We start from the raw sequence: 17589 nt of genomic DNA, 5'->3' as shown, positions 1-17589 counted from the left end.
TTGCCGCAATGGACGATCTGGATAACGCCCTCGACTCCGAAAGCGGCTACACCGGGGCGCGGCGGATTGTCATCTTCTCTCTGCTGCTGTTTGTGGTGCTTGGCGTCTGGGCGTGGTTCGGCATTCTTGATGAAGTTTCCACCGGAACCGGCAAAGTGATCCCCAGCTCGCGCGAGCAGGTTTTACAGTCGCTCGACGGCGGAATCCTGACGGAATTGAACGTGCACGAAGGGGATCAGGTTCAGGCTGGGCAGGTACTGGCGCGACTCGATCCGACGCGTTCGGAATCGAACGTCGGCGAAAGCGCGGCGCGCTACCGGGCATCACTCGCCTCCAGCGTCCGGTTGTATGCCGAAGTGAACGATCTGCCGCTGAAATTCCCGCCTTCGCTGGCGAAATGGACGGATCTGATCGGGGCCGAAACGCGCCTTTATAACTCACGTCGCGCACAGCTTGAAGATACCCAGCGCGAGCTGCGCTCGGCATTAGATCTCGCCAATAAAGAGCTGGCGATCACCCAGCGGCTGGTCAAAACCGGTGCCGCCAGCCACGTGGAAGTGCTGCGTCTGCAGCGGCAGAAAAGCGATCTGGAACTCAAGCTGACCGACGTGCGCTCGCAGTATTACGTCCAGGCGCGCGAGGCGCTCTCCAAAGCCAACGCGGAGGTGGATATGGTTTCCGCCATTCTCAAAGGGCGTGAAGATTCGGTGACGCGTCTGACGGTGAAATCCCCGGTACGCGGCATTGTGAAAAACATCAAAGTGACCACCATCGGCGGCGTGATCCCGCCCAACGGCGAGCTGATGGAGATCGTACCGGTGGACGATCACCTGCTGATTGAAACCCGCCTGTCGCCGCGCGATATCGCCTTTATCCACCCTAATCAGGAAGCGCTGGTCAAAATCACCGCCTACGATTACGCGATTTATGGCGGACTGCATGGCGTGGTGGAGACCATTTCGCCGGATACCATCCAGGACGAAGCTAAGCCAGAAGTGTTCTATTACCGGGTATTTATCCGCACCAGCCAGGATTACCTGGTGAATAAGGCGGGCAGGCACTTCTCGATTGTGCCGGGGATGATTGCGACGGTGGACATTAAGACCGGAGAGAAAACGGTGCTGGATTATATGATCAAGCCGTTTAACCGGGCGAAAGAAGCGCTGAGGGAGCGGTAGTCAATCGCCGGGTGGCGGCTCCGCCTTACCCGGCCTACATCCGCATGGAGTAAAAATTCGCTATGATTTTCTCCCTCTCCCTGTGGGAGAGGGCTGGGGTGAGGGCATCACAAAATGCAGAAAACCAAGGAGCGAGAATCGAACACCTCTAACATAACCATCACCCCCCAATCTGCTAAAGTAGCTCAAACTCATTTTCAGGAAGAAACCATGCGCCAACGTACCATTGTCTGCCCCATCATTCAGAACGACGGGGCCTATCTGCTGTGCAAAATGGCCGACGATCGCGGCGTATTTCCCGGCCAGTGGGCGCTGTCCGGTGGAGGGATGGAGCCGGGTGAAACGATGGAACAGGCGCTGCGCCGGGAAATCCGCGAGGAACTTGGCGACGCGCTGGAGATTACCGAGGTAAAACCCTGGGCATTTCGTGATGACACTCGGGTGAAAACCTACGCCGACGGCACCACGGAAGAAATTTATATGATTTACCTGATCTTCGACTGCATCAGCGCCAACCGTGAGGTGACCTTCAACGAAGAGTTTCAGGAAATTGCCTGGGTTCGCCCGGCGTCCTTACAAGATTTGGATCTGAATGAAGCCACTCGTATGACATTTGCCCAGAAAGGGCTGCTGTAAGAAAGGCTTGCGCATAACGGCAGGAGCGCCATTATGCGCAGGTCTTTTACAGCGAGATTTTCAAACGTCGAACCGCTTCTTTCAACTGCTCATCCGTTGGCGTCACAAACGACATACGCAGCGTCGTATGGTCCGGTTCATTGCAGTAGAAGAACTCACCTGGTACAAACACCACGCCGTTGCTTAACGTCTTCTCCAGCCAGCGCGTGGTGTTCATGCCGTTGTTCATTTTCGCCCACAGGAACATGCCGCCCTTCGGCTTGTGGAACGACATCACATCGCCCAGCTCGGCCTCCAGTTCAGTGGCAAACGTCTGGTATTTCTGGCGATAGGCTTCGCGGATCATCTTAATCTGCCCCGCCAGACGACCGGTTTTCAGGTACTCATAGGTCATCAGCTGTGACAGCGTGCTGGTGTGCAGATCGGTGGTTTGCTTCAGATTAACCACCGCACGTTTCAGCCACTCGGGGACCAGCACCCAGCCCACGCGGGTTCCCGGTGCGAGGATTTTAGAGAAGGTGGAGGTGTACACCACGTTCTCTTCATTGCCGATATCTTTGGCGTGAGCAATCAACGGGCGGAACACTTCGTCGGTGTAATTAATTTCGCTGTACGGGTCGTCTTCGATAATCACGAAATCATAACGTTTTGATAATTCCACCAGCTGTTTACGGCGCGCTTCGGAAAGCGTCACGCCGCCGGGGTTACCAAAGGTTGGAACGATATAGACCGCTTTGATGGCTTTATTTGCCACCAGCGCTTCAAGCTCATCCACCTTCATACCGTCGCCGTCGGTGCCGACGGATTCAAAGTTGGCCTGCGCCAGGCCGAAGACCTGCAGCGCGGCGAGATAGGTTGGACGCTCAACGACAACGGTGTCACCCGGGTTGATTAACGCACGCGCCAGCACGTCCAGTGATTGCTGCGAGCCGGAAGTAATAACGACATCATCGGCCTTACAGGCGATACCGCGCCCCTCGCAGATGCGTTTAATTTCCTCGCGCAGCCCCGGGACGCCCTCCGTCAGGCCGTACTGGAACGCCTCGCCAAAATGCTGTGATAAGACGGAATCGGCAGCAATTTTAAGCCCTTCGTGATCGAACAGCTCGGGATTAGGAATACCACCGCCCAGCGAAATCACCCCTGCCATTTTGCTATGTTTTAATAATTCACGGATGGCAGAAGATTGCAGGCCCTGCGCGCTGCTGGCGAGTTTGTTTGCAGACATTCTTTGATTACCTTCTTTTTTTATATTGTGCCCAATCTTAGCAGAATATGGGCGATAAATTCCGTAAGCTTAGGCAGTTGACGTAAATCCTGACGCCACAATAAATGCACCGGCCTCGGCGCGGGCGTGTACTGCTCCAGCACCCGCACCAGCCTGCCGCTTGCCAGCTCTTCCGCCACCAGCACCTCCGGTTGCAGCAGTAATCCTGCACCTGCCCGCGCCGCCATGCGTAATCCATAGCCATCGTTGCATCTTAAGATCGCATCCCGCTTCCAGCGCACTTCTCCTTCCATGCCCGGTAGCCGCCACTCATTACGCGCGGTCCACACCGTGTGCGATAGACACAGATGATTCACCAGATCGGCAGGCGTCTGTGGCGTGCCGTAGCGCGCTAAATAGTCCGGCGCGGCGCAGATCACCATCCGGTAGGGGCAGAGATACTTCGCTACCAGATCGTCGTTTTGAATGTCGCCAATGCGAATGGCCAGATCGACCCCTTCATCCACCAGATCGACCATCCGGTTGGTGAGATCCAGCTCCACACGCACCTCCGGATACCGCTGTAAATAGGTGGCGGTGAGCGGTGCAATCACACAGCCACCAAACGACGTCGGTGCCGTGACGCGCAACGTTCCGGCAGGCGCCGCACGCAGCCGCTCGACTGCATTTTCAGCAATGGAGACCTGCTCCAGCACCCGCTTCGCCTCCTCGAAATAGACGCGCCCGGCGTCGGTCAGGCTTTGACGGCGCGTGTTGCGCTCCAGCAGTCGCGTGCCGAGCTGGGTTTCCAGCAGGGCAATATACTTCCCCACCATCACCGCCGACATCTCCAGACGTGATGCAGCACCAGTAAAGCTACCGCTTTCCACCACCGCAATAAACGTCTCCATACCGCGAAGCTTATCCATATTCCGAACCTCTGGTTAGCAATCTTCTAACGTTAGCCCAGTTTATCTGACTTTTTATTTATTAAAGAATGAAGTCTCACAACATAAGGAGTCTGCTATGAAAATCGTCATTATTGGTGCCAGCGGTACAGTCGGTCGTGCAGTAACGGAAGCGCTGAGTCGTCGTCACGAAGTCATCCGCGTGGGTCGCACGCAGGGCGACTATCAGGTGGATATCACCTCGCAGGCGAGCGTCCAGGCGCTGTTTGAGAAAATCGGTCCGGTGGACGCGATTGTCTCCGCCAGCGGCAGCCTTCACTTTGGCCCCCTCGCGACCATGAAGGACAGCGATTTCAACCGGGGATTGCAGGATAAGCTTTTGGGGCAGGTGCGCCTGGCGCTGACCGGCCAGCACTACCTGAACGAAGGCGGCTCGATTACGCTGATAAGCGGGATTGTGGCGCACGAGCCGATTGCGCAGGGCGTGAATGCCACCACGGTAAATGCGGCGCTGGAAGGGTTTGTGCGCGCTGCAGCCTGCGAACTGCCGCGCGGGATCCGCATCAACCTGATTAGCCCGACGGTACTCACCGAATCCGTCGAAGCGTACGACGGCTTCTTCCCGGGGTTTGAGAGTGTTCCCGCCGCGACCGTGGCGCAGGCCTACCGTCGCAGCGTGGAAGGCGTGCAGAGCGGACGCGTGTATAAGGTGGGTTACTGAGCCTTACGGGCGGCGATCAGCACCAGCATCGGGCGCTCTGCCTCTTCGGCCAGCGCGGGCCAGGCGTCAATCTGCGCCTGCGTTGGCCCCCACTCGTTGACCTCGCTTATCGTTAACCCGGCGCCTATCAGCGCGTTCAGCGTGGTGCCCAATGTGCGGTGATACTTGATAACGCCGTCCGCCAGCCAGTTGCTGACGCGCTTGCCTTCTTCCTGATAATGGTTCACGCCCCAGAACCGCTCGCCACTGTCGTCGGTCAGCCAGCCTTGACGGGTGGCGCAGGTGTAAATGGGGTGCTCCATGGAAAAGACCAGGCTGCCGCCGGGCTTAAGCGCGCGCTGAACCTTCGCAAACAGGGCATCCAGCGCCGGCAGGTAGTGCAGCGCCAGCGAACTGTAGACCAGATCGAGGCTGTTCTCGTTGAGCTCAAGTGATTCCAGATCGCTACGCTGATAGTGAACCTGTGGGTCAGCGGTAAGCTCCCCAGCGCGGGCGAGCATCTTTTCGGAGATATCAACGCCCGTGACGTCAGCAGCGCCCAGCTCGCGCGCCGCGCGGCAAAACCAGCCGTAGCCGCAGCCGAGATCGACAACCGATTTGCCGGTTAAATCCGGCAGCATGGCTTTAAGCGCGGGCCACTCCGGCGCGCCGTCGAGCCCCTGAACCGAGCGCGGAAGCTGGGCGTAACCTTCGAAAAATGCCGGGTTGTCGTAGATGTTTTGTGCCATGACGGACTCCTTTATCGCAACTGGGGCGAGGGTAAAACACCCCTCGCCCGTTGACAACGTATCCGTCTGATAAATCAGAGCCTGCGTCGGATTTTCTCCACCATGGCGGTGGTTGAGATCCCGTAGCGGTCATGCAGGGTGGGCAGCGCCCCCGCATCAAGGAATGCGTCCGGCAGTGCGACGGTATCGAAATCCACATTCACGCGGTTACGCATTAGCAGCGACGCGACAGCCTCACACAGCCCGCCAACGCTGCTGTGGTTTTCCGCCACAATGACCAGCCGTCCCGGCTTCGCGGCCTGTGCCAGGATCGTCTCTTCATCCAGCGGCTTAATCGTGGGCGAGTGCAGTACCGCCACGCTGACATTATCCTTACGCAGCTGTTTCGCCGCCTCCAGCGCGCGCATAGTCATCAATCCTGAGGCGATGATCAGCACGTCGCGCCCCTCTTCCAGCAGCGCGGCTTTGCCAATCCTGAACTGATAGTTGTACCGATCCAGCACCACCGGCACCTTGCCGCGCAGCAGGCGCATATAGACCGGACCATCGTGCGCCGCCATCGCCGGTACCGCCTGCTCGGTGTCTATCGCGTCACAGGGATCGATAATCGTCATGCCCGGAATACCGCGCATAATCGCAACATCTTCCGTTGCCTGGTGGCTCGGCCCGTAGCCGGTGGTCAGTCCCGGCAGCGCCGCGCAGATCTTCACGTTGAGGTGCTCTTCTGCAATCACCTGATGGATAAAGTCGTAGGCGCGGCGGGTGGCGAAGACGGCATAGGTGGTGGCGAAAGGAATAAAGCCCTCTTTCGCCATGCCGCCCGCGGCTCCCATCAGCAGCTGCTCAGCCATACCCATCTGGAAGAAGCGTTCCGGGTAAGCCTGAGCAAAGATATGCAGATCGGTGTATTTCGACAGATCCGCCGTCATGCCAACCACCTCCGGGCGCTGTTCCGCCAGCTTTACCAGCGCGTGGCCAAACGGTGCGGCGCGCGTCTCCTGCCCTTCTTCCGCGATAGAGGCAATCATGGCCGACGTGGTTAAACGCGGTTTTTTCTCCGTGGTCTGGCTCATTACTGCACTCCTTCTGGTTTGTTCGCATCCAGCACGGCGAGAGCCTTTTGCCACTCGTCAGCGTCCACGCGAATAAAATGGTTTTTATCTCGCTGTTCGAGGAAAGGCACGCCTTTGCCCATCAGGGTGTCGCACAAAATGACGCGCGGCTGGTTTTCCGGGTAGCGTTTGGCGTTGTCAAACGCCGTCACCAGCGCAGGGACATCGTTGCCGTTTACGCGCTGCACGTACCAGCCGAAGGAGGTCCATTTATCCTCCAGCGGCTCAAAACCGAGAATGGTGTGCGAATTGCCGTCAGCCTGCTGGCGGTTGATATCCACCAGTACGATCAGGTTCGACAGGCCATGGTGTGCCGCAGACATCGCCGCTTCCCAGGTGGACCCTTCGTCAAGCTCACCGTCCGACATGGAGTTGACGACCCATGCCGCGCTCTGCTTGTGCTTCATCCCCAGTGCCATGCCGACACCAATGCTTAACCCCTGCCCCAGCGAACCGCCGGATATCTCCATGCCCGGCGTGTAGGTCGCCATGCCGGACATCGGCAGGCGGCTGTCATCCGAACCGTAGGTTTCGAGTTCCTCTTCCGGAATAATTCGCGCTTCGATCAGCGCGGCATAACAGGCAATGGCGTAGTGGCCATGGGAGAGCAGAAAGCGGTCTCGCCCTTCCCACTCCGGCTCGCCCGGTTTGATGTTCATAGCGTGGGCAAACGCGGTGGCCAGCACGTCGGCATAGCCCAGCGCCTGACCGATGTAGCCCTGTCCCTGCACTTCGCCCATTCGCAACGCGTAGCGGCGAATGCGCCAGGCGGCTGCGGCGACCTGTTGAACTGTCGTATCCGTCATCTTCATGTCTCCTTAATGGATCAGCATGCCGCCGTTCACGTCGAGCGTGATGCCGGTGGAGTAAGACGAGAGTTCGCTGCCGAGAAACAGCGCGGCGCGGGCGATATCCTGCGCGTCGCCGAGGCGATTAAGCGGGATCCCCGCCAGGATGGCGGTTTTCATCTCATCGCTGAGCTTGCCTGCGGTAATATCCGTCTGGATAAGCCCCGGCGTGATGCAATTTACGCGCACGTTATCCGGCCCCAGCTCGCGGGCCATCGCTTTTGCCAGCCCCAGCACCCCCGCTTTAGCCGCGCTGTAGTGAGGTCCGCCAAAAATGCCGCCGCCGCGCTGGGCAGACACCGAAGAGATGCAGACAATACTGCCCGACTTCTGCGCGCGCATCGTCGGGATTACCGCCTGGGACATCAGCAGCGTACCGCGCAGGCTCACGTCCAGCACCGCATCGTAATTCTCACGCTTAATCTCCATCAGCTTGATCGGCTGAGTAATACCCGCGTTATTCACCAGAATGTCGATGCGCCCGTATTTTCCCAGCACCTGTTCAATGGCGGCGTTGACCTGAAGCTCGTTGCTGACGTTCGCCGCAAGGCCCAGATGTTCGTCCCCCAGGCTCGCTGCTGCTGCCCGGCTGGCTTCGGCATCTAAATCAATAATCACCACCTTCGCGCCCTGCCCGGCATATAATTTTGCCGTGGCGAAACCCAACCCGCGTACGGAAGCCGCGCCGGTAATAACGGCGACTTTATCTTTCAGAAGCATATCGTTACTCCATTCTTTTAAGAGGGATTTAATTTATTATTTCGGTTCTTCCAGAAGCATAATCAGCACTAAGCCAATCGCTGCGCAAATACCGAAATAAATAAAGACAGAATTAAAGCTGCCTGTTTTATCCAGCAGATACCCCGCCAGCATCGGTGAAACAAATCCGCCGAGATTACCGCCGCTATTGATAATTGACGCAGCAATCGGATAGGTTTTACTGTCCGCAACGGCCATGCCGTAAGCCGTAAAAGCGGGCCAGCCAATATTCAGACAAAGACCGACAAAAAATAGGCCGATGCAGACCGCTACGGTGCTTTGCGGAATATTCAGCATAATGACCATCATTAAGACGGTGCTGACGGCGGTAAACATCATGGTCGGTTTGCGACGACGGCCGAGCAGCTTATCGGAGACGTAACCGCCAAAAATTGCCCCGATAAATCCGCCAATGCACGGCATGCTGGCGACCAGCCCCATGCTCATAAACGTAAAGCCTTTCTCTTTCACCAGATAGAGCGGGATCCAGGTCAACAGGCCGTACAGCACGCTGACCATCATGAAATAGGCCATACAATCACCGAGAATATTCTTTGAGGTGAACAGGCCTTTAACCGTGCTTACCGGGGCTAAGTCCCGTACGCGGATCAGGCGATCCAGGCGCGCAAAGCCTGGTGAAATAACGATATTGTCTCGTCTGGCATCCGGCGTCTCCTGACCGGCGGTAATGGTCTCCAGCTCCGCTTTCGAGACGAAAGCACTCTCGGAGGGCTTTGTACGCACCAGCAGATACCACAGGACGGCGATGACCAGCCCGGGGATCGCGAAGGAGAAAAAGACCCAGCGCCAGCCCCAGGTCATGGCGATCCACACCGCCAGCGGCGGCACGAAGATGGGCGCAAACATGGTGGCCGCGATGTAGACGCCCGTGGCCGTGGCCTTCTCCTTTGGCGGAAACCAGTTATTGATGGTGGAGGCCAGTCCGACGGGACACGGCCCCTCCGTTAATCCCAGCCCCAGACGAATGCACTTCAGCCCCAGAACAGAGGTCGCCGTGCCCATCAGCCAGGTAAACGCGGAGAAGCCGAATATCGACAGTGCCACCATGCCGCGAATACCCTTTTTGGCGATAAAAAAGCCTGCCGGAATTTGGCTCAGGGCATATCCCAAAAAGAACATACTGGCAATAGCGCCGGCTTCGAAATTATTGATATGAAATTCGTCAATGATAAACGGCAATACTGCACCAATATTTGTTCTGTCGGCATAGTTAATGGCATAGACAATAAAAATCAGTGCCAGCACAACGAAACGATAATTGGTTTTTTTAGTGTTTATGTAGGGGACAGCTTGTTCTATACGAGACATATTTTACCTCATCATTCGAACAACGTGAGTCGTTTTATTTATATGTTCAACGTCAATATATCGGCTCACGAATGAAACGCCATGCAATAAAACTCATTTATTACTGAGATAAATTTGATTCGCGATACAGCTCAAAAAATAACATCGGGATAAAATTGCCCGCCGGTAGGCTCAATGTTATGTTTTTTATCAGTAATCATAGAAGGAGTAGGCCATGTCCGCGCCGGACCGCCAGACGTTATCTCTGCCCTCGCTCAGAAATCTGCAGGCTTTCATCGCCGTCGCTAACGCATTGAGCATCCATCAGGCCGCTGAACAGCTCAACGTCACGCCCTCGGCGGTGAGCCATCAGATCGCGTCGCTGGAGTCCTGGATGGGCAAGAAATTGTTCATCCGCAGCGGCAAAGGCGTTCAGCTAACGCCGACGGGAGAAAAATATCTGCGGGAAGTCTCAGCGGCAATGAGCGCCATCGGCCGTGCTACCGATCAGATCGTCAAAGAGAAAGATAACGCCGTGCTTCGCGTGCACTCCTCGCCCACCTTCGGGTTGTCATGGCTGTTGCGTCGTCTGGGTAAGTTTCGCGCCGAGTATCCCGATATCACCATCAATCTCACCTGCTCGTATGAAAACCTGCAGTTCGCCAGAGACAATATCGACATTGATATCCGCCACGGCATACCGGACTGGGATGCCTATCGGGTGATGACCATTAAAAACGACACGCTGGTGGTGCTGGCCTCACCGGAGTATGCAGAAAAACATCCCATCGTCACGCCCGCCGATTTACTACAACAGTCGCTCATCTCCTCCACCAGCACCCTGGTAAACTGGGAAAAATGGTTTGCCTGGCACAACATTGACCGACCGTGGCTGAACTTTAGCCTGAGCTTTGACCGCTCCTATATGAGCTTTGAAGCGGCGCGCATGGGGCTGGGGTTTATTCTGGAGAGTAAAATGATGGCAACCGATCACCTGAAAGATGGCTCGCTGGTGCAGGTGCTGCCGGATGAGATGGGGATCGCCATTAACGCGCACCATTTGGTGATGCCGCACATGAACGAACGCGCGTGGAAAATCCAGCAGTTTGTCGAGTGGATTGACCGGGAGTTGCGATTGTCGGGGTATCATCTGTAACGTCGGGTGGCGGCTTCGCCTTACCCGACGTACAAAAGTGCGGCCTGATGCCCTCACCCCAACCCTCTCCCACAGAAAGAGGGAGAAATGCACGTCAACCCACAACGCCCCAGACCAAATTGCCCTTGTGGAACGTCGCGGTACGAGGTGAAATGCGCGCCACCGCTTCGGCGGAACAGGAGGCATCCACCAGCACAAAGCTGGCGTCGTCCTGCGCTTTCGGCCACACGCGCTCGCCTTTGTCGTTCAGCGGCAGCACGTCGCCGGTGGCGATACCGAGCGCGCGGGAGAGCGTCTGCTCGTTCGGGCGGATGTAGAGCTGCGCATAAAGATTCGCTTTTTCCAGCATGTCCCCCAGACCGTAGGGCGACCAGTGGTCGATCACGCTGTCGGTCCCCGTCATCACGAACACGCCCTTCTCACGCAGCTGCTTCAGCGGCATATGCAGGGTGCCAATCGGCACGGTGGAGGCGATGGTCACCTGCTGCGCCGCCATGCGGGTGGCGATCTCATCCACCTGCTGCTCGTTGAGCGTCGCCAGCGCGAAGGCGTGGCTGATGGTCAGTTTGCCCTTCAGCGCCGGCGTTTTCTCCACGGTTTCGACCATGTAGTTCACCGCCGCCACGCCCGCCGGGCTGGTTTCGTGCAGGTGAATATCCACCCCTTTGTCGTAGTCCAGCGCGATCTGGAACATCAGATCGAGAGATTTCTCCATCGCACCGTCAACGTTAGTCGGGTCCAGCCCGCCCACGTAGTGCGCCCCGGCCTGCATCGCCTCGCGCATCAGCTTTTCAGAATTCGACAGCAGCAGCCCATGCTGCGGGAAGGCGACGATTTCGCAGTCAAACCCCGCTTTGCGGCGCGCCAGCACCGCCTGCAGATTTTCCAGGTTTTTCAGGCCGGAAACCGGCTCAATATTACAGTGGCTGCGGGCGATGCTCGAGCCTTTCGACTGGATCAGGTCGATCAGCTTTTCCGCGCGCTCCTGGGTGTAGGGCTGCAGCTCCGGCAGCATTTTTTGTTCCAGGCGGATCATGTCCTGAATCGTGGTACCCGCCGGACGGTTCAGCGAGCGCCACGGGCCGCCGTAAAAGGTTTTATCCAGGTGGATGTGCATGTCGCGCATCGCCGGGAGCATCAGCTTGCCGCCCGCGTCATAGTGCGACAGCGTGGCGTCGGCATGGCTTTTATTGTCGCGCAGGGCGACGATCTTGCCGTCTTTGATTTCCAGCGTTTTCAGCTCGGTGCGGGTGCTTGTCGCCACGCTGCCGTCAACGTTAAACCCGGCTTCGAGCAGCACGTTGTCCAGATAGTAATGCTTAGCGGTGATGTTCATCAGTTTGCCCGTCTCGCAGGTTGGCTTTGCGGTATCCGCAGCATACGCGACGGAGCCGGTAGCGCCAAACAGCGCGCAGGCGGTGACCATTTTACCGCTCTGGCTGATGAATTCGCGGCGGCTTTTATTTTCACTCATCTTAACTTCCTTCATTAACAATATGGGTACCGGTTTCTTCGCGCAGCGCCGCGGGCAGGCAGTCCGGCGAGGTGATAATCACGCGCTTGCCGCCATGGTGTAAAAATTCCAGCGAGGCGACGATTTTGGGGAGCATGCTGCCCGCCGGGAAGTGGCCCTCTTCCATGTAGCGCGCCATCTGCGCCACGTTTACAGCATCCAGCGCCTGCTGGTTTGGCTTGCCGAAGTTGACGCATACCTTTTCCACGCCAGTGGTGATCACCAGCACGTCGGCGCGGATCTCGCGCGCCAGCAGCGCGGTGGAGAGATCTTTATCAATCACCGCGTCGACGCTCTGATAATCCCCCTGCTCACTGCGAACAACGGGGATCCCCCCGCCGCCCGCGCCGATTACCACAAAGCCTTTTTGCGTCAGCGTCTTGATGGCGTCGGCCTCAACGATGCGCAGCGGCTGGGGTGAAGCCACCACGCGACGGTAGCCCCGACCGGAATCCTCAACAAAATGCCAGTCCGGGTGCGCGCGCTGCAGCTCGTCGCGCTGTGCCTCGCTGAAAAACGCACCGATCGGTTTCGTCGGGTGCGTAAAGCCGGGATCGTTTTTATCCACCTCTACCTGCGTGACGACCGTGACCGCTTTTTGCTCGCCGCGCGCGGCAAGCCGGTTATTGAGCGCCTGCTGGATCAGGTAACCGATGCCGCCCTGCGTATCCGCCACGCAGTTTGCCAGCGGGGTCAGCGGCAGCCCTTCCCGCTCGTGGGCGATTTCGGCACGGCGCAGATCCAGCCCCACCTGGGGGCCGTTGCCGTGGGTGAGCACGATGTCATAGTCGGAGGCCAGCATTTCCAGCACCGACTCGGCCACCGCTTTCACCGCCTGCGCCTGATGTTCAACCGACTGGCTGGCGTTGTCTTTGATAATGCTGTTGCCGCCGATGGCGACGACCATAAGCTCTTTCATTTTGTTTCCTTTAGAAGGTGCGTTCTGGTGCCCTCACCCCGGCCCTCTCCCACAGGGAGAGGGGGATTAACAGAGATATCCAGCACATGTTTCACCACAAACATGCCGCCCATCATCAGATAAGCGGTGACGAACATCAGCGAACTGCCTTCGGCAAATCCCACCACCGGGGCATGGATCACCCCAAACAGCGCCAGCAGCGCCCCGCCCGCCGCGGCGACAGCCCCGCGCAGCGGTTTGTTGATGATGGCGAAGATGGCGATACAGCCCCACAGCATGCTGGCGAGCGGTGCGCCGTTGCCGAGATGCATCAGCCCTTCGTAGTAGATCCCTTTGCTGTGCAGCACGTCGGTGCCGATTTTCCCCGCGCTGGTGCCTGCGGCGCTCATCACGCTGTTCATCATGGTCAGCGCCCAGTTGGCGATCCACGGGAACAGGCAGATGAAGATGACGGGCACCTCCACTTTGGGCGTTTCCCTCACTACCTGGTTGGCCGTCACGACGCCGATAAACACCAGAATCGGCACGATGGCGGTCATCGGTATGATGGCGAGCATAAACGCCCCCAGCCCGAACAGCGGCACGATGAACATGGTCACGCCCGAGGCCAGCGTGTAACCGATGCTGGCCCCCATCGCTTTCCAGCCGGGATGGCCGACGTAGACCGTGACCGGGAACGGGTTCCCCATCAGGCAGCCGAGCATCGACGCCAGACCGTTCGCCAGCATCACCTTGCGGGTCGGGTATTCATCCCCCGCCGCGTGGGCACTTTCGATGTTTTCCAGGTCAAAGATGTAGTTCGCCAGCCCCAACGGTACGGCAGAGGCAAGATACGGCAGCGCGTGCGGCAGGCCTTGCAGGAAGCCTTCTACGTGCACCTGCGGCGGGTTAAAGCCGAAGGATGACATGGACGCTTTAATCGCTTCCGGGCTTTGCAGACCCGAGAGCCACGCTAGCGCCGTTCCTGCAACCAGCAACAGCAGACCGGTCGGGATTTTGGCGAAAATGGGCTTTTTACCGAACCAGTTAATAAAGATCAGCAGCAGCACGATAAACGACACGGTCGGCGCTTCGAACGCCTGCAGCATCGGGTTCATCGCCAGCAGCAGCAGGCCCAAACCGGAGAGGCACGACAGCAGCACGGTGCGCGGGATCATCTTGCGGATAGTCTCACCCAGGAACGAACCGCCCGCCAGGATCATCGCCTCAACAAAGCACCACACCAGGCCAATCTGAATGGCGAACTCCGCATCGCCCGTTTGCTGATACACCGGCATCAGCACCAGGAAGGTCACGGTAAAAATGGACGGCGCGCTGGGGCCGGACGGCAGCGCGGTGACATCCGTTCGCCCGGTGGCGCGCGCCATTTGCATGCCGAACCAGGCGTAGCAAATACTTGCGACCAGCACCGCCAGCCCGAAGGCTGGCGCGATGCGCCCATAAACAATCTCCTTCGGGATGCCGACGACAAAAATGAGCAGCCCCATCATGGTCAGCAAATTGGTCAGGTTGTTGGTCATCAACCCGAAATACGCCGCCCAGTCACCTCTTTTCCACTCCAGTTTCATGTTTTTCATGGATGCTTGCCTTATAAAAAGTAGCGATCGCGGAAGGTCAACAGCGCCTTTTCAAAACAGCTAAACGGCGGGTGAACGATGCCCGCCCCAATCATGCCGATGCCCGCGTCTTTATGGGCAATGGCGGTGTTAATGACCGGCAGAATGCCGCTGCCCGCGACTTTGGTAATGTCGATGGCGGTTGGGATGCCCATAAACGAGAGCAGCGGAATGGTGACGTTCGGGTTTTCGCCGAGGGTGATTTCGCGCATCTGACGGGAGAAGTCGATGGCTTCGTCCACCGTCCCGCCCACCAGCGCGACAATCGCCGGGGCCGTCGCCATCGCAAAGCCGCCAATGCCGTAGGTTTCGGTGATGGCGCTGTCGCCGATATCCAGCCCGGAGTCTTCCGGCTTATAGCCCGCGAACATCGGACCGATCACCTGCTGCGCCGGGCCGGTGAACCACTGCCCCGGCAGGCCGGAAATGCGCAGGCCGAACTCGTAGCCGTTGCGCGCCATGGTGGTGACGACGGTGCTGTACTCAATGCCGTGAGCGGCGTCCAGCGCGGCCTTGCACATCGCCATCCACGTCGGGCCGGAGAAGTAGTCGCTGCTGGCGACAAACTCAAATACCTCGCGCTGCTGCTCCACCGGATAGCCCGCCTGGATCAGCCCCGGCGTCAGCGCCTGGATCAGCAGCGTGGTGCCCGCGTTGTTGCGGTTGTGGCACTCGTCGCCCATGTGCAGCGCCTGCGCCAGCATCAGGCGCAGGTCGATTTCGCCGATAATCTTCATCGCGTCGCGCAGCATCGGGCCGAGCACGTCGCGCATCCAGATCAGGCGGTCGATGACGCTCTGGTCGTTGGCCCCCATGCGCAGGATCTTCGCCATCTGCTCGCTGAGGTTGGTGAACGCGCGATTGCCGTAGGTTTTGTTTTCAACGATGTGCATAAACATCGACGCGGAGGTGACGCCCGCCATCGAGCCCACGCAGTCATGCTCGTGGCACGGCGAGAACGTAATATCTCCGGAGGCGGCGAGCCTTGCCGCATCGTCCAGATCTTTCGCCAGCCCTTCAAACACCAGCGCCCCGGTGACCGCACCCTTCATTGCTCCGCACATGTTTTCCCAGGAGACGGGCGGACCGGCGTGCAGAATGGTGGTGCGGGTCATGCCCGGCACAACGTTAATGGCCTGGTCATAGCCCACCAGTACCGGATGGGACTGAATAATGCGCTCAAGCGCAAGCTTGTTGGCGGTGGCGATTTTCTCCGCCAGCGGTTTTTCGGCCAGCTGGTCGAGCGCCTCAACGACCTGCATATTGCCCTGCCCCGGCGGCGTCCAGTCGAGCTGGGTGACGGGAACGTGCTGTTTTTTGAGGTCATCGCTGAACATCGCAATGCCGACGTTAATGACGTTCAGCGGCTGGTTGAATAAGGTCGTCATTATGCTTTCTCCCCTTTGCAGACAAATTCGCGTGCCAGTAATCCGGTGTTGGTACTGCTGCTGGCCCAGATAACGCCTGCGTCGGTCAGCAGCTGGCACTGCTGCGCCAGCGACTGCGGATCCTGGTCGGTACCGAGCACGTAGCCGAGAATTTCCAGAGGACGGTTATCCGCCTTCGCGATGGCCTGCGCCTCCTTAATGGCATCAAGCATCACCCCCACCGGATCCTCATGCGCGCCGAAGCCCAGCACGAAGTCCATCACGATGACGCCCACCTCTGGATCGCGCGCCTCCTGCAGCAGGCGGCTGATGCGGTTGGTCGGGTCGATCATCGGGTGCGGCTTGCCGTTGGTGAAGTCGTCGTCGCCAAAGTCGAGGAAGGTGTGGGCTTTACTGACGCTGATGTCACTCAGGCGCCTGGCCGGATCAGGCTGAATGTTGCTGTAGACGTCGTCGAATTTCGCAAGCGCCGCAAACATCGCCTCGTCGCACAGGGTGCCGCCGCAGAACAGGCCGCGAATGTACTTCTGCTGCGGGGTCAGGCGGGTGCGCACCTCTTCAATCAAAGGCCAGTTGAGCGGATGCAGGTCCAGGGACTCTTTTTTGATGCTGGTAAGCAGGACTGCCTTCAGAGCCGCCTCTTTGGTGCCGCGGGCAAACTGCAGGCCGTCTTCATCGGCGGGCGGTTCGCTGCGGCCGAGGAAGCAGACGACCACCGGCTTGCGGCAGGCTCTGGCGCGGGCCAGCACTTTTTCTGCCACCGCTGGCGCTGGCGGTTTGGAGATCAGCGTGAGAACCTGGGTGCCCTCGTCGGCTTCCAGCATGTCGATGGCGTCGAGCATCATCAGGCCGCCAATTTTCTCGCTGAGATCGCGCCCGCCGGTACCAATCAGCTGCGACACGCCGCCGCCGAATTCGTGAATGCGCACGCTCAGCTCCTGGCTGCCGGTGCCGGAAGCGCCGACGATGCCAATCGAGCCGCAGCGCACCGCGTTAGCAAAGCACAGTCCCGCGCCGTTGATGATGGCGGTGCCGCAGTCCGGCCCCATCATCAGCAGCCCTTTCTGGTGCGCGAGCTGCTTCAGCGCCAGCTCGTCGTCGAGCGACACGTTATCGGAAAAGAGCATCACGTTAAGATCGTTTTCCAGCGCCTGGCGCGCTTCGCGGGCGGCGAAGGTACCGTTGACGGAAATCACCGCAAGGTTTGCGTCAGGACGATGGGTTTTGGCGCTGGCAATCGTGGCGTAGCGCGCGTCATGGGAGCCTGCGCTCTCTTTACGGGTGAACAGCGCTTCGATGGCCGCCAGTGTTTCATCATTCGCCGCGTCGCCTTTAATCACGATCATCAGGTCGCCGTTTTTGGCTTCGGCTAATTCTGGCGTTAATAGCCCAAGGTTTTTTAATACGCCTTTGTTCATTTCCGTTGCCATGGCCACAAACGCCTGCTCGACGCCCGGCAATTTATTGGCTTTGGTGGAAACGGACATTAATGATACGGAGTCGAAATACGTATTCTTTTTAATCACAATTTTCGTTGGCATTATTTTCTCCTGAAAGCGGATAAAAGGGGGCCGCCGTCGTGCAAAATGCAC

16 protein-coding genes are annotated in these 17589 nt (G+C 58.3%); 4 read left to right on the top strand and 12 right to left on the bottom strand.

What is annotated here, in order from left to right; translation table 11 throughout:
* Positions 1-8 precede the first annotated feature (8 nt).
* Positions 9-1178 (top strand): HlyD family efflux transporter periplasmic adaptor subunit, encoded by a 1170-nt coding sequence (locus KW829_RS14300; protein ID WP_218308486.1) that lies wholly within the window; start codon positions 9-11, stop codon positions 1176-1178.
* Between the two features lie 210 nt (positions 1179-1388).
* Positions 1389-1814: a nucleoside triphosphatase NudI gene (nudI, locus tag KW829_RS14295; protein ID WP_218308456.1), complete on the top strand. Its 426-nt coding sequence runs from the start codon at positions 1389-1391 to the stop codon at positions 1812-1814.
* A gap of 46 nt (positions 1815-1860) precedes the next feature.
* Here nudI and KW829_RS14290 read toward each other — a convergent pair whose 3' ends face one another.
* Together KW829_RS14290 and KW829_RS14285 are read right to left on the bottom strand one after the other, a co-directional pair.
* Complete coding sequence (locus tag KW829_RS14290; RefSeq protein WP_218308455.1) at positions 1861-3042, bottom strand: PLP-dependent aminotransferase family protein; 1182 nt, start codon at positions 3040-3042, stop codon at positions 1861-1863.
* Positions 3043-3062: 20 nt separating this feature from the next.
* The gene (locus KW829_RS14285) at positions 3063-3950 is read right to left on the bottom strand and encodes a LysR family transcriptional regulator (protein ID WP_042715351.1); all 888 of its coding nucleotides are present in this window, start codon (positions 3948-3950) and stop codon (positions 3063-3065) included.
* Positions 3951-4047: 97 nt separating this feature from the next.
* On the opposite strand from KW829_RS14285, the gene KW829_RS14280 reads away from it, so the two are divergent.
* Positions 4048-4650: a short chain dehydrogenase gene (locus KW829_RS14280; RefSeq protein WP_089598162.1), complete on the top strand. Its 603-nt coding sequence runs from the start codon at positions 4048-4050 to the stop codon at positions 4648-4650.
* Here KW829_RS14280 and KW829_RS14275 read toward each other — a convergent pair.
* The 5 genes from KW829_RS14275 to KW829_RS14255 form a co-directional block, all read right to left on the bottom strand.
* Complete coding sequence (locus KW829_RS14275) at positions 4644-5378, bottom strand: bifunctional 2-polyprenyl-6-hydroxyphenol methylase/3-demethylubiquinol 3-O-methyltransferase UbiG (protein ID WP_172701699.1); 735 nt, start codon at positions 5376-5378, stop codon at positions 4644-4646. The two genes, KW829_RS14280 and KW829_RS14275, sit on opposite strands and share 7 nt — an antisense overlap.
* A gap of 74 nt (positions 5379-5452) precedes the next feature.
* Positions 5453-6451 (bottom strand): transketolase family protein, encoded by a 999-nt coding sequence (locus KW829_RS14270; protein ID WP_100166240.1) that lies wholly within the window; start codon positions 6449-6451, stop codon positions 5453-5455.
* Entirely contained in the window at positions 6451-7302 is an 852-nt protein-coding gene (locus KW829_RS14265) for a transketolase (protein ID WP_218308454.1), read from the bottom strand. The genes KW829_RS14270 and KW829_RS14265 overlap by 1 nt, the downstream gene beginning before the upstream one ends.
* A 6-nt stretch (positions 7303-7308) precedes the next feature.
* Positions 7309-8058, bottom strand: coding sequence for an SDR family NAD(P)-dependent oxidoreductase (locus KW829_RS14260; RefSeq protein WP_089598166.1), 750 nt, complete (start codon positions 8056-8058; stop codon positions 7309-7311).
* A 36-nt stretch (positions 8059-8094) separates the two neighbouring features.
* A complete protein-coding gene (locus tag KW829_RS14255; protein ID WP_218308453.1) occupies positions 8095-9426 on the bottom strand; it encodes an MFS transporter in 1332 nt (443 codons plus the stop codon).
* A gap of 214 nt (positions 9427-9640) precedes the next feature.
* Between KW829_RS14255 and KW829_RS14250 the strand changes: the two genes are divergently transcribed.
* Entirely contained in the window at positions 9641-10561 is a 921-nt protein-coding gene (locus tag KW829_RS14250) for a LysR substrate-binding domain-containing protein (protein WP_100166244.1), read from the top strand.
* A gap of 94 nt (positions 10562-10655) precedes the next feature.
* Here KW829_RS14250 and KW829_RS14245 read toward each other — a convergent pair whose 3' ends face one another.
* The 5 genes from KW829_RS14245 to fdrA are packed head-to-tail and all read right to left on the bottom strand — an operon-like array spanning position 10656 to position 17538.
* Positions 10656-12035, bottom strand: a complete 1380-nt coding sequence (locus KW829_RS14245) for an amidohydrolase family protein (RefSeq protein ID WP_218308452.1) — start codon at positions 12033-12035, stop codon at positions 10656-10658.
* A gap of 1 nt (position 12036) precedes the next feature.
* Positions 12037-12993 (bottom strand): carbamate kinase family protein, encoded by a 957-nt coding sequence (locus tag KW829_RS14240; protein ID WP_218308451.1) that lies wholly within the window; start codon positions 12991-12993, stop codon positions 12037-12039.
* The gene (locus KW829_RS14235; protein ID WP_218308450.1) at positions 12990-14570 is read right to left on the bottom strand and encodes a xanthine permease; all 1581 of its coding nucleotides are present in this window, start codon (positions 14568-14570) and stop codon (positions 12990-12992) included. Before KW829_RS14235 ends, KW829_RS14240 begins: the two co-directional genes overlap by 4 nt.
* Positions 14571-14581: 11 nt before the next feature.
* Positions 14582-15997 (bottom strand): DUF1116 domain-containing protein, encoded by a 1416-nt coding sequence (locus KW829_RS14230; RefSeq protein ID WP_172411100.1) that lies wholly within the window; start codon positions 15995-15997, stop codon positions 14582-14584.
* On the bottom strand, positions 15997-17538 hold the full coding sequence (fdrA, locus tag KW829_RS14225) for an acyl-CoA synthetase FdrA (protein ID WP_218308449.1): 1542 nt from the start codon (positions 17536-17538) through the stop codon (positions 15997-15999). Before fdrA ends, KW829_RS14230 begins: the two co-directional genes overlap by 1 nt.
* Positions 17539-17589 lie beyond the last annotated feature (51 nt).

Origin of the sequence: Enterobacter sp. ENT02 (assembly GCF_019219165.1) — a bacterium.
Taxonomy (GTDB): domain Bacteria; phylum Pseudomonadota; class Gammaproteobacteria; order Enterobacterales; family Enterobacteriaceae; genus Enterobacter; species Enterobacter mori.
Note: the sequence above shows the minus strand (reverse complement) of the source record. Positions and strands in the feature narration are given on the sequence as shown.

Excerpts from the sequence above, each read along its gene's own strand:
- KW829_RS14285 (WP_042715351.1), bottom strand. The coding sequence starts at position 3,950 with ATGGATAAGCTTCGCGGTATGGAGACGTTTATTGCGGTGGTGGAAAGC.
- KW829_RS14240 (WP_218308451.1), bottom strand. The coding sequence starts at position 12,993 with ATGAAAGAGCTTATGGTCGTCGCCATCGGCGGCAACAGCATTATCAAA.
- KW829_RS14245 (WP_218308452.1), bottom strand. The coding sequence starts at position 12,035 with ATGAGTGAAAATAAAAGCCGCCGCGAATTCATCAGCCAGAGCGGTAAA.
- KW829_RS14230 (WP_172411100.1), bottom strand. The coding sequence starts at position 15,997 with ATGACGACCTTATTCAACCAGCCGCTGAACGTCATTAACGTCGGCATT.
- KW829_RS14300 (WP_218308486.1), top strand. The coding sequence starts at position 9 with ATGGACGATCTGGATAACGCCCTCGACTCCGAAAGCGGCTACACCGGG.
- KW829_RS14235 (WP_218308450.1), bottom strand. The coding sequence starts at position 14,570 with ATGAAAAACATGAAACTGGAGTGGAAAAGAGGTGACTGGGCGGCGTAT.
- KW829_RS14280 (WP_089598162.1), top strand. The coding sequence starts at position 4,048 with ATGAAAATCGTCATTATTGGTGCCAGCGGTACAGTCGGTCGTGCAGTA.
- KW829_RS14275 (WP_172701699.1), bottom strand. The coding sequence starts at position 5,378 with ATGGCACAAAACATCTACGACAACCCGGCATTTTTCGAAGGTTACGCC.
- KW829_RS14255 (WP_218308453.1), bottom strand. The coding sequence starts at position 9,426 with ATGTCTCGTATAGAACAAGCTGTCCCCTACATAAACACTAAAAAAACC.
- KW829_RS14265 (WP_218308454.1), bottom strand. The coding sequence starts at position 7,302 with ATGAAGATGACGGATACGACAGTTCAACAGGTCGCCGCAGCCGCCTGG.
- KW829_RS14290 (WP_218308455.1), bottom strand. The coding sequence starts at position 3,042 with ATGTCTGCAAACAAACTCGCCAGCAGCGCGCAGGGCCTGCAATCTTCT.
- KW829_RS14260 (WP_089598166.1), bottom strand. The coding sequence starts at position 8,058 with ATGCTTCTGAAAGATAAAGTCGCCGTTATTACCGGCGCGGCTTCCGTA.
- fdrA (WP_218308449.1), bottom strand. The coding sequence starts at position 17,538 with ATGCCAACGAAAATTGTGATTAAAAAGAATACGTATTTCGACTCCGTA.
- nudI (WP_218308456.1), top strand. The coding sequence starts at position 1,389 with ATGCGCCAACGTACCATTGTCTGCCCCATCATTCAGAACGACGGGGCC.
- KW829_RS14270 (WP_100166240.1), bottom strand. The coding sequence starts at position 6,451 with ATGAGCCAGACCACGGAGAAAAAACCGCGTTTAACCACGTCGGCCATG.
- KW829_RS14250 (WP_100166244.1), top strand. The coding sequence starts at position 9,641 with ATGTCCGCGCCGGACCGCCAGACGTTATCTCTGCCCTCGCTCAGAAAT.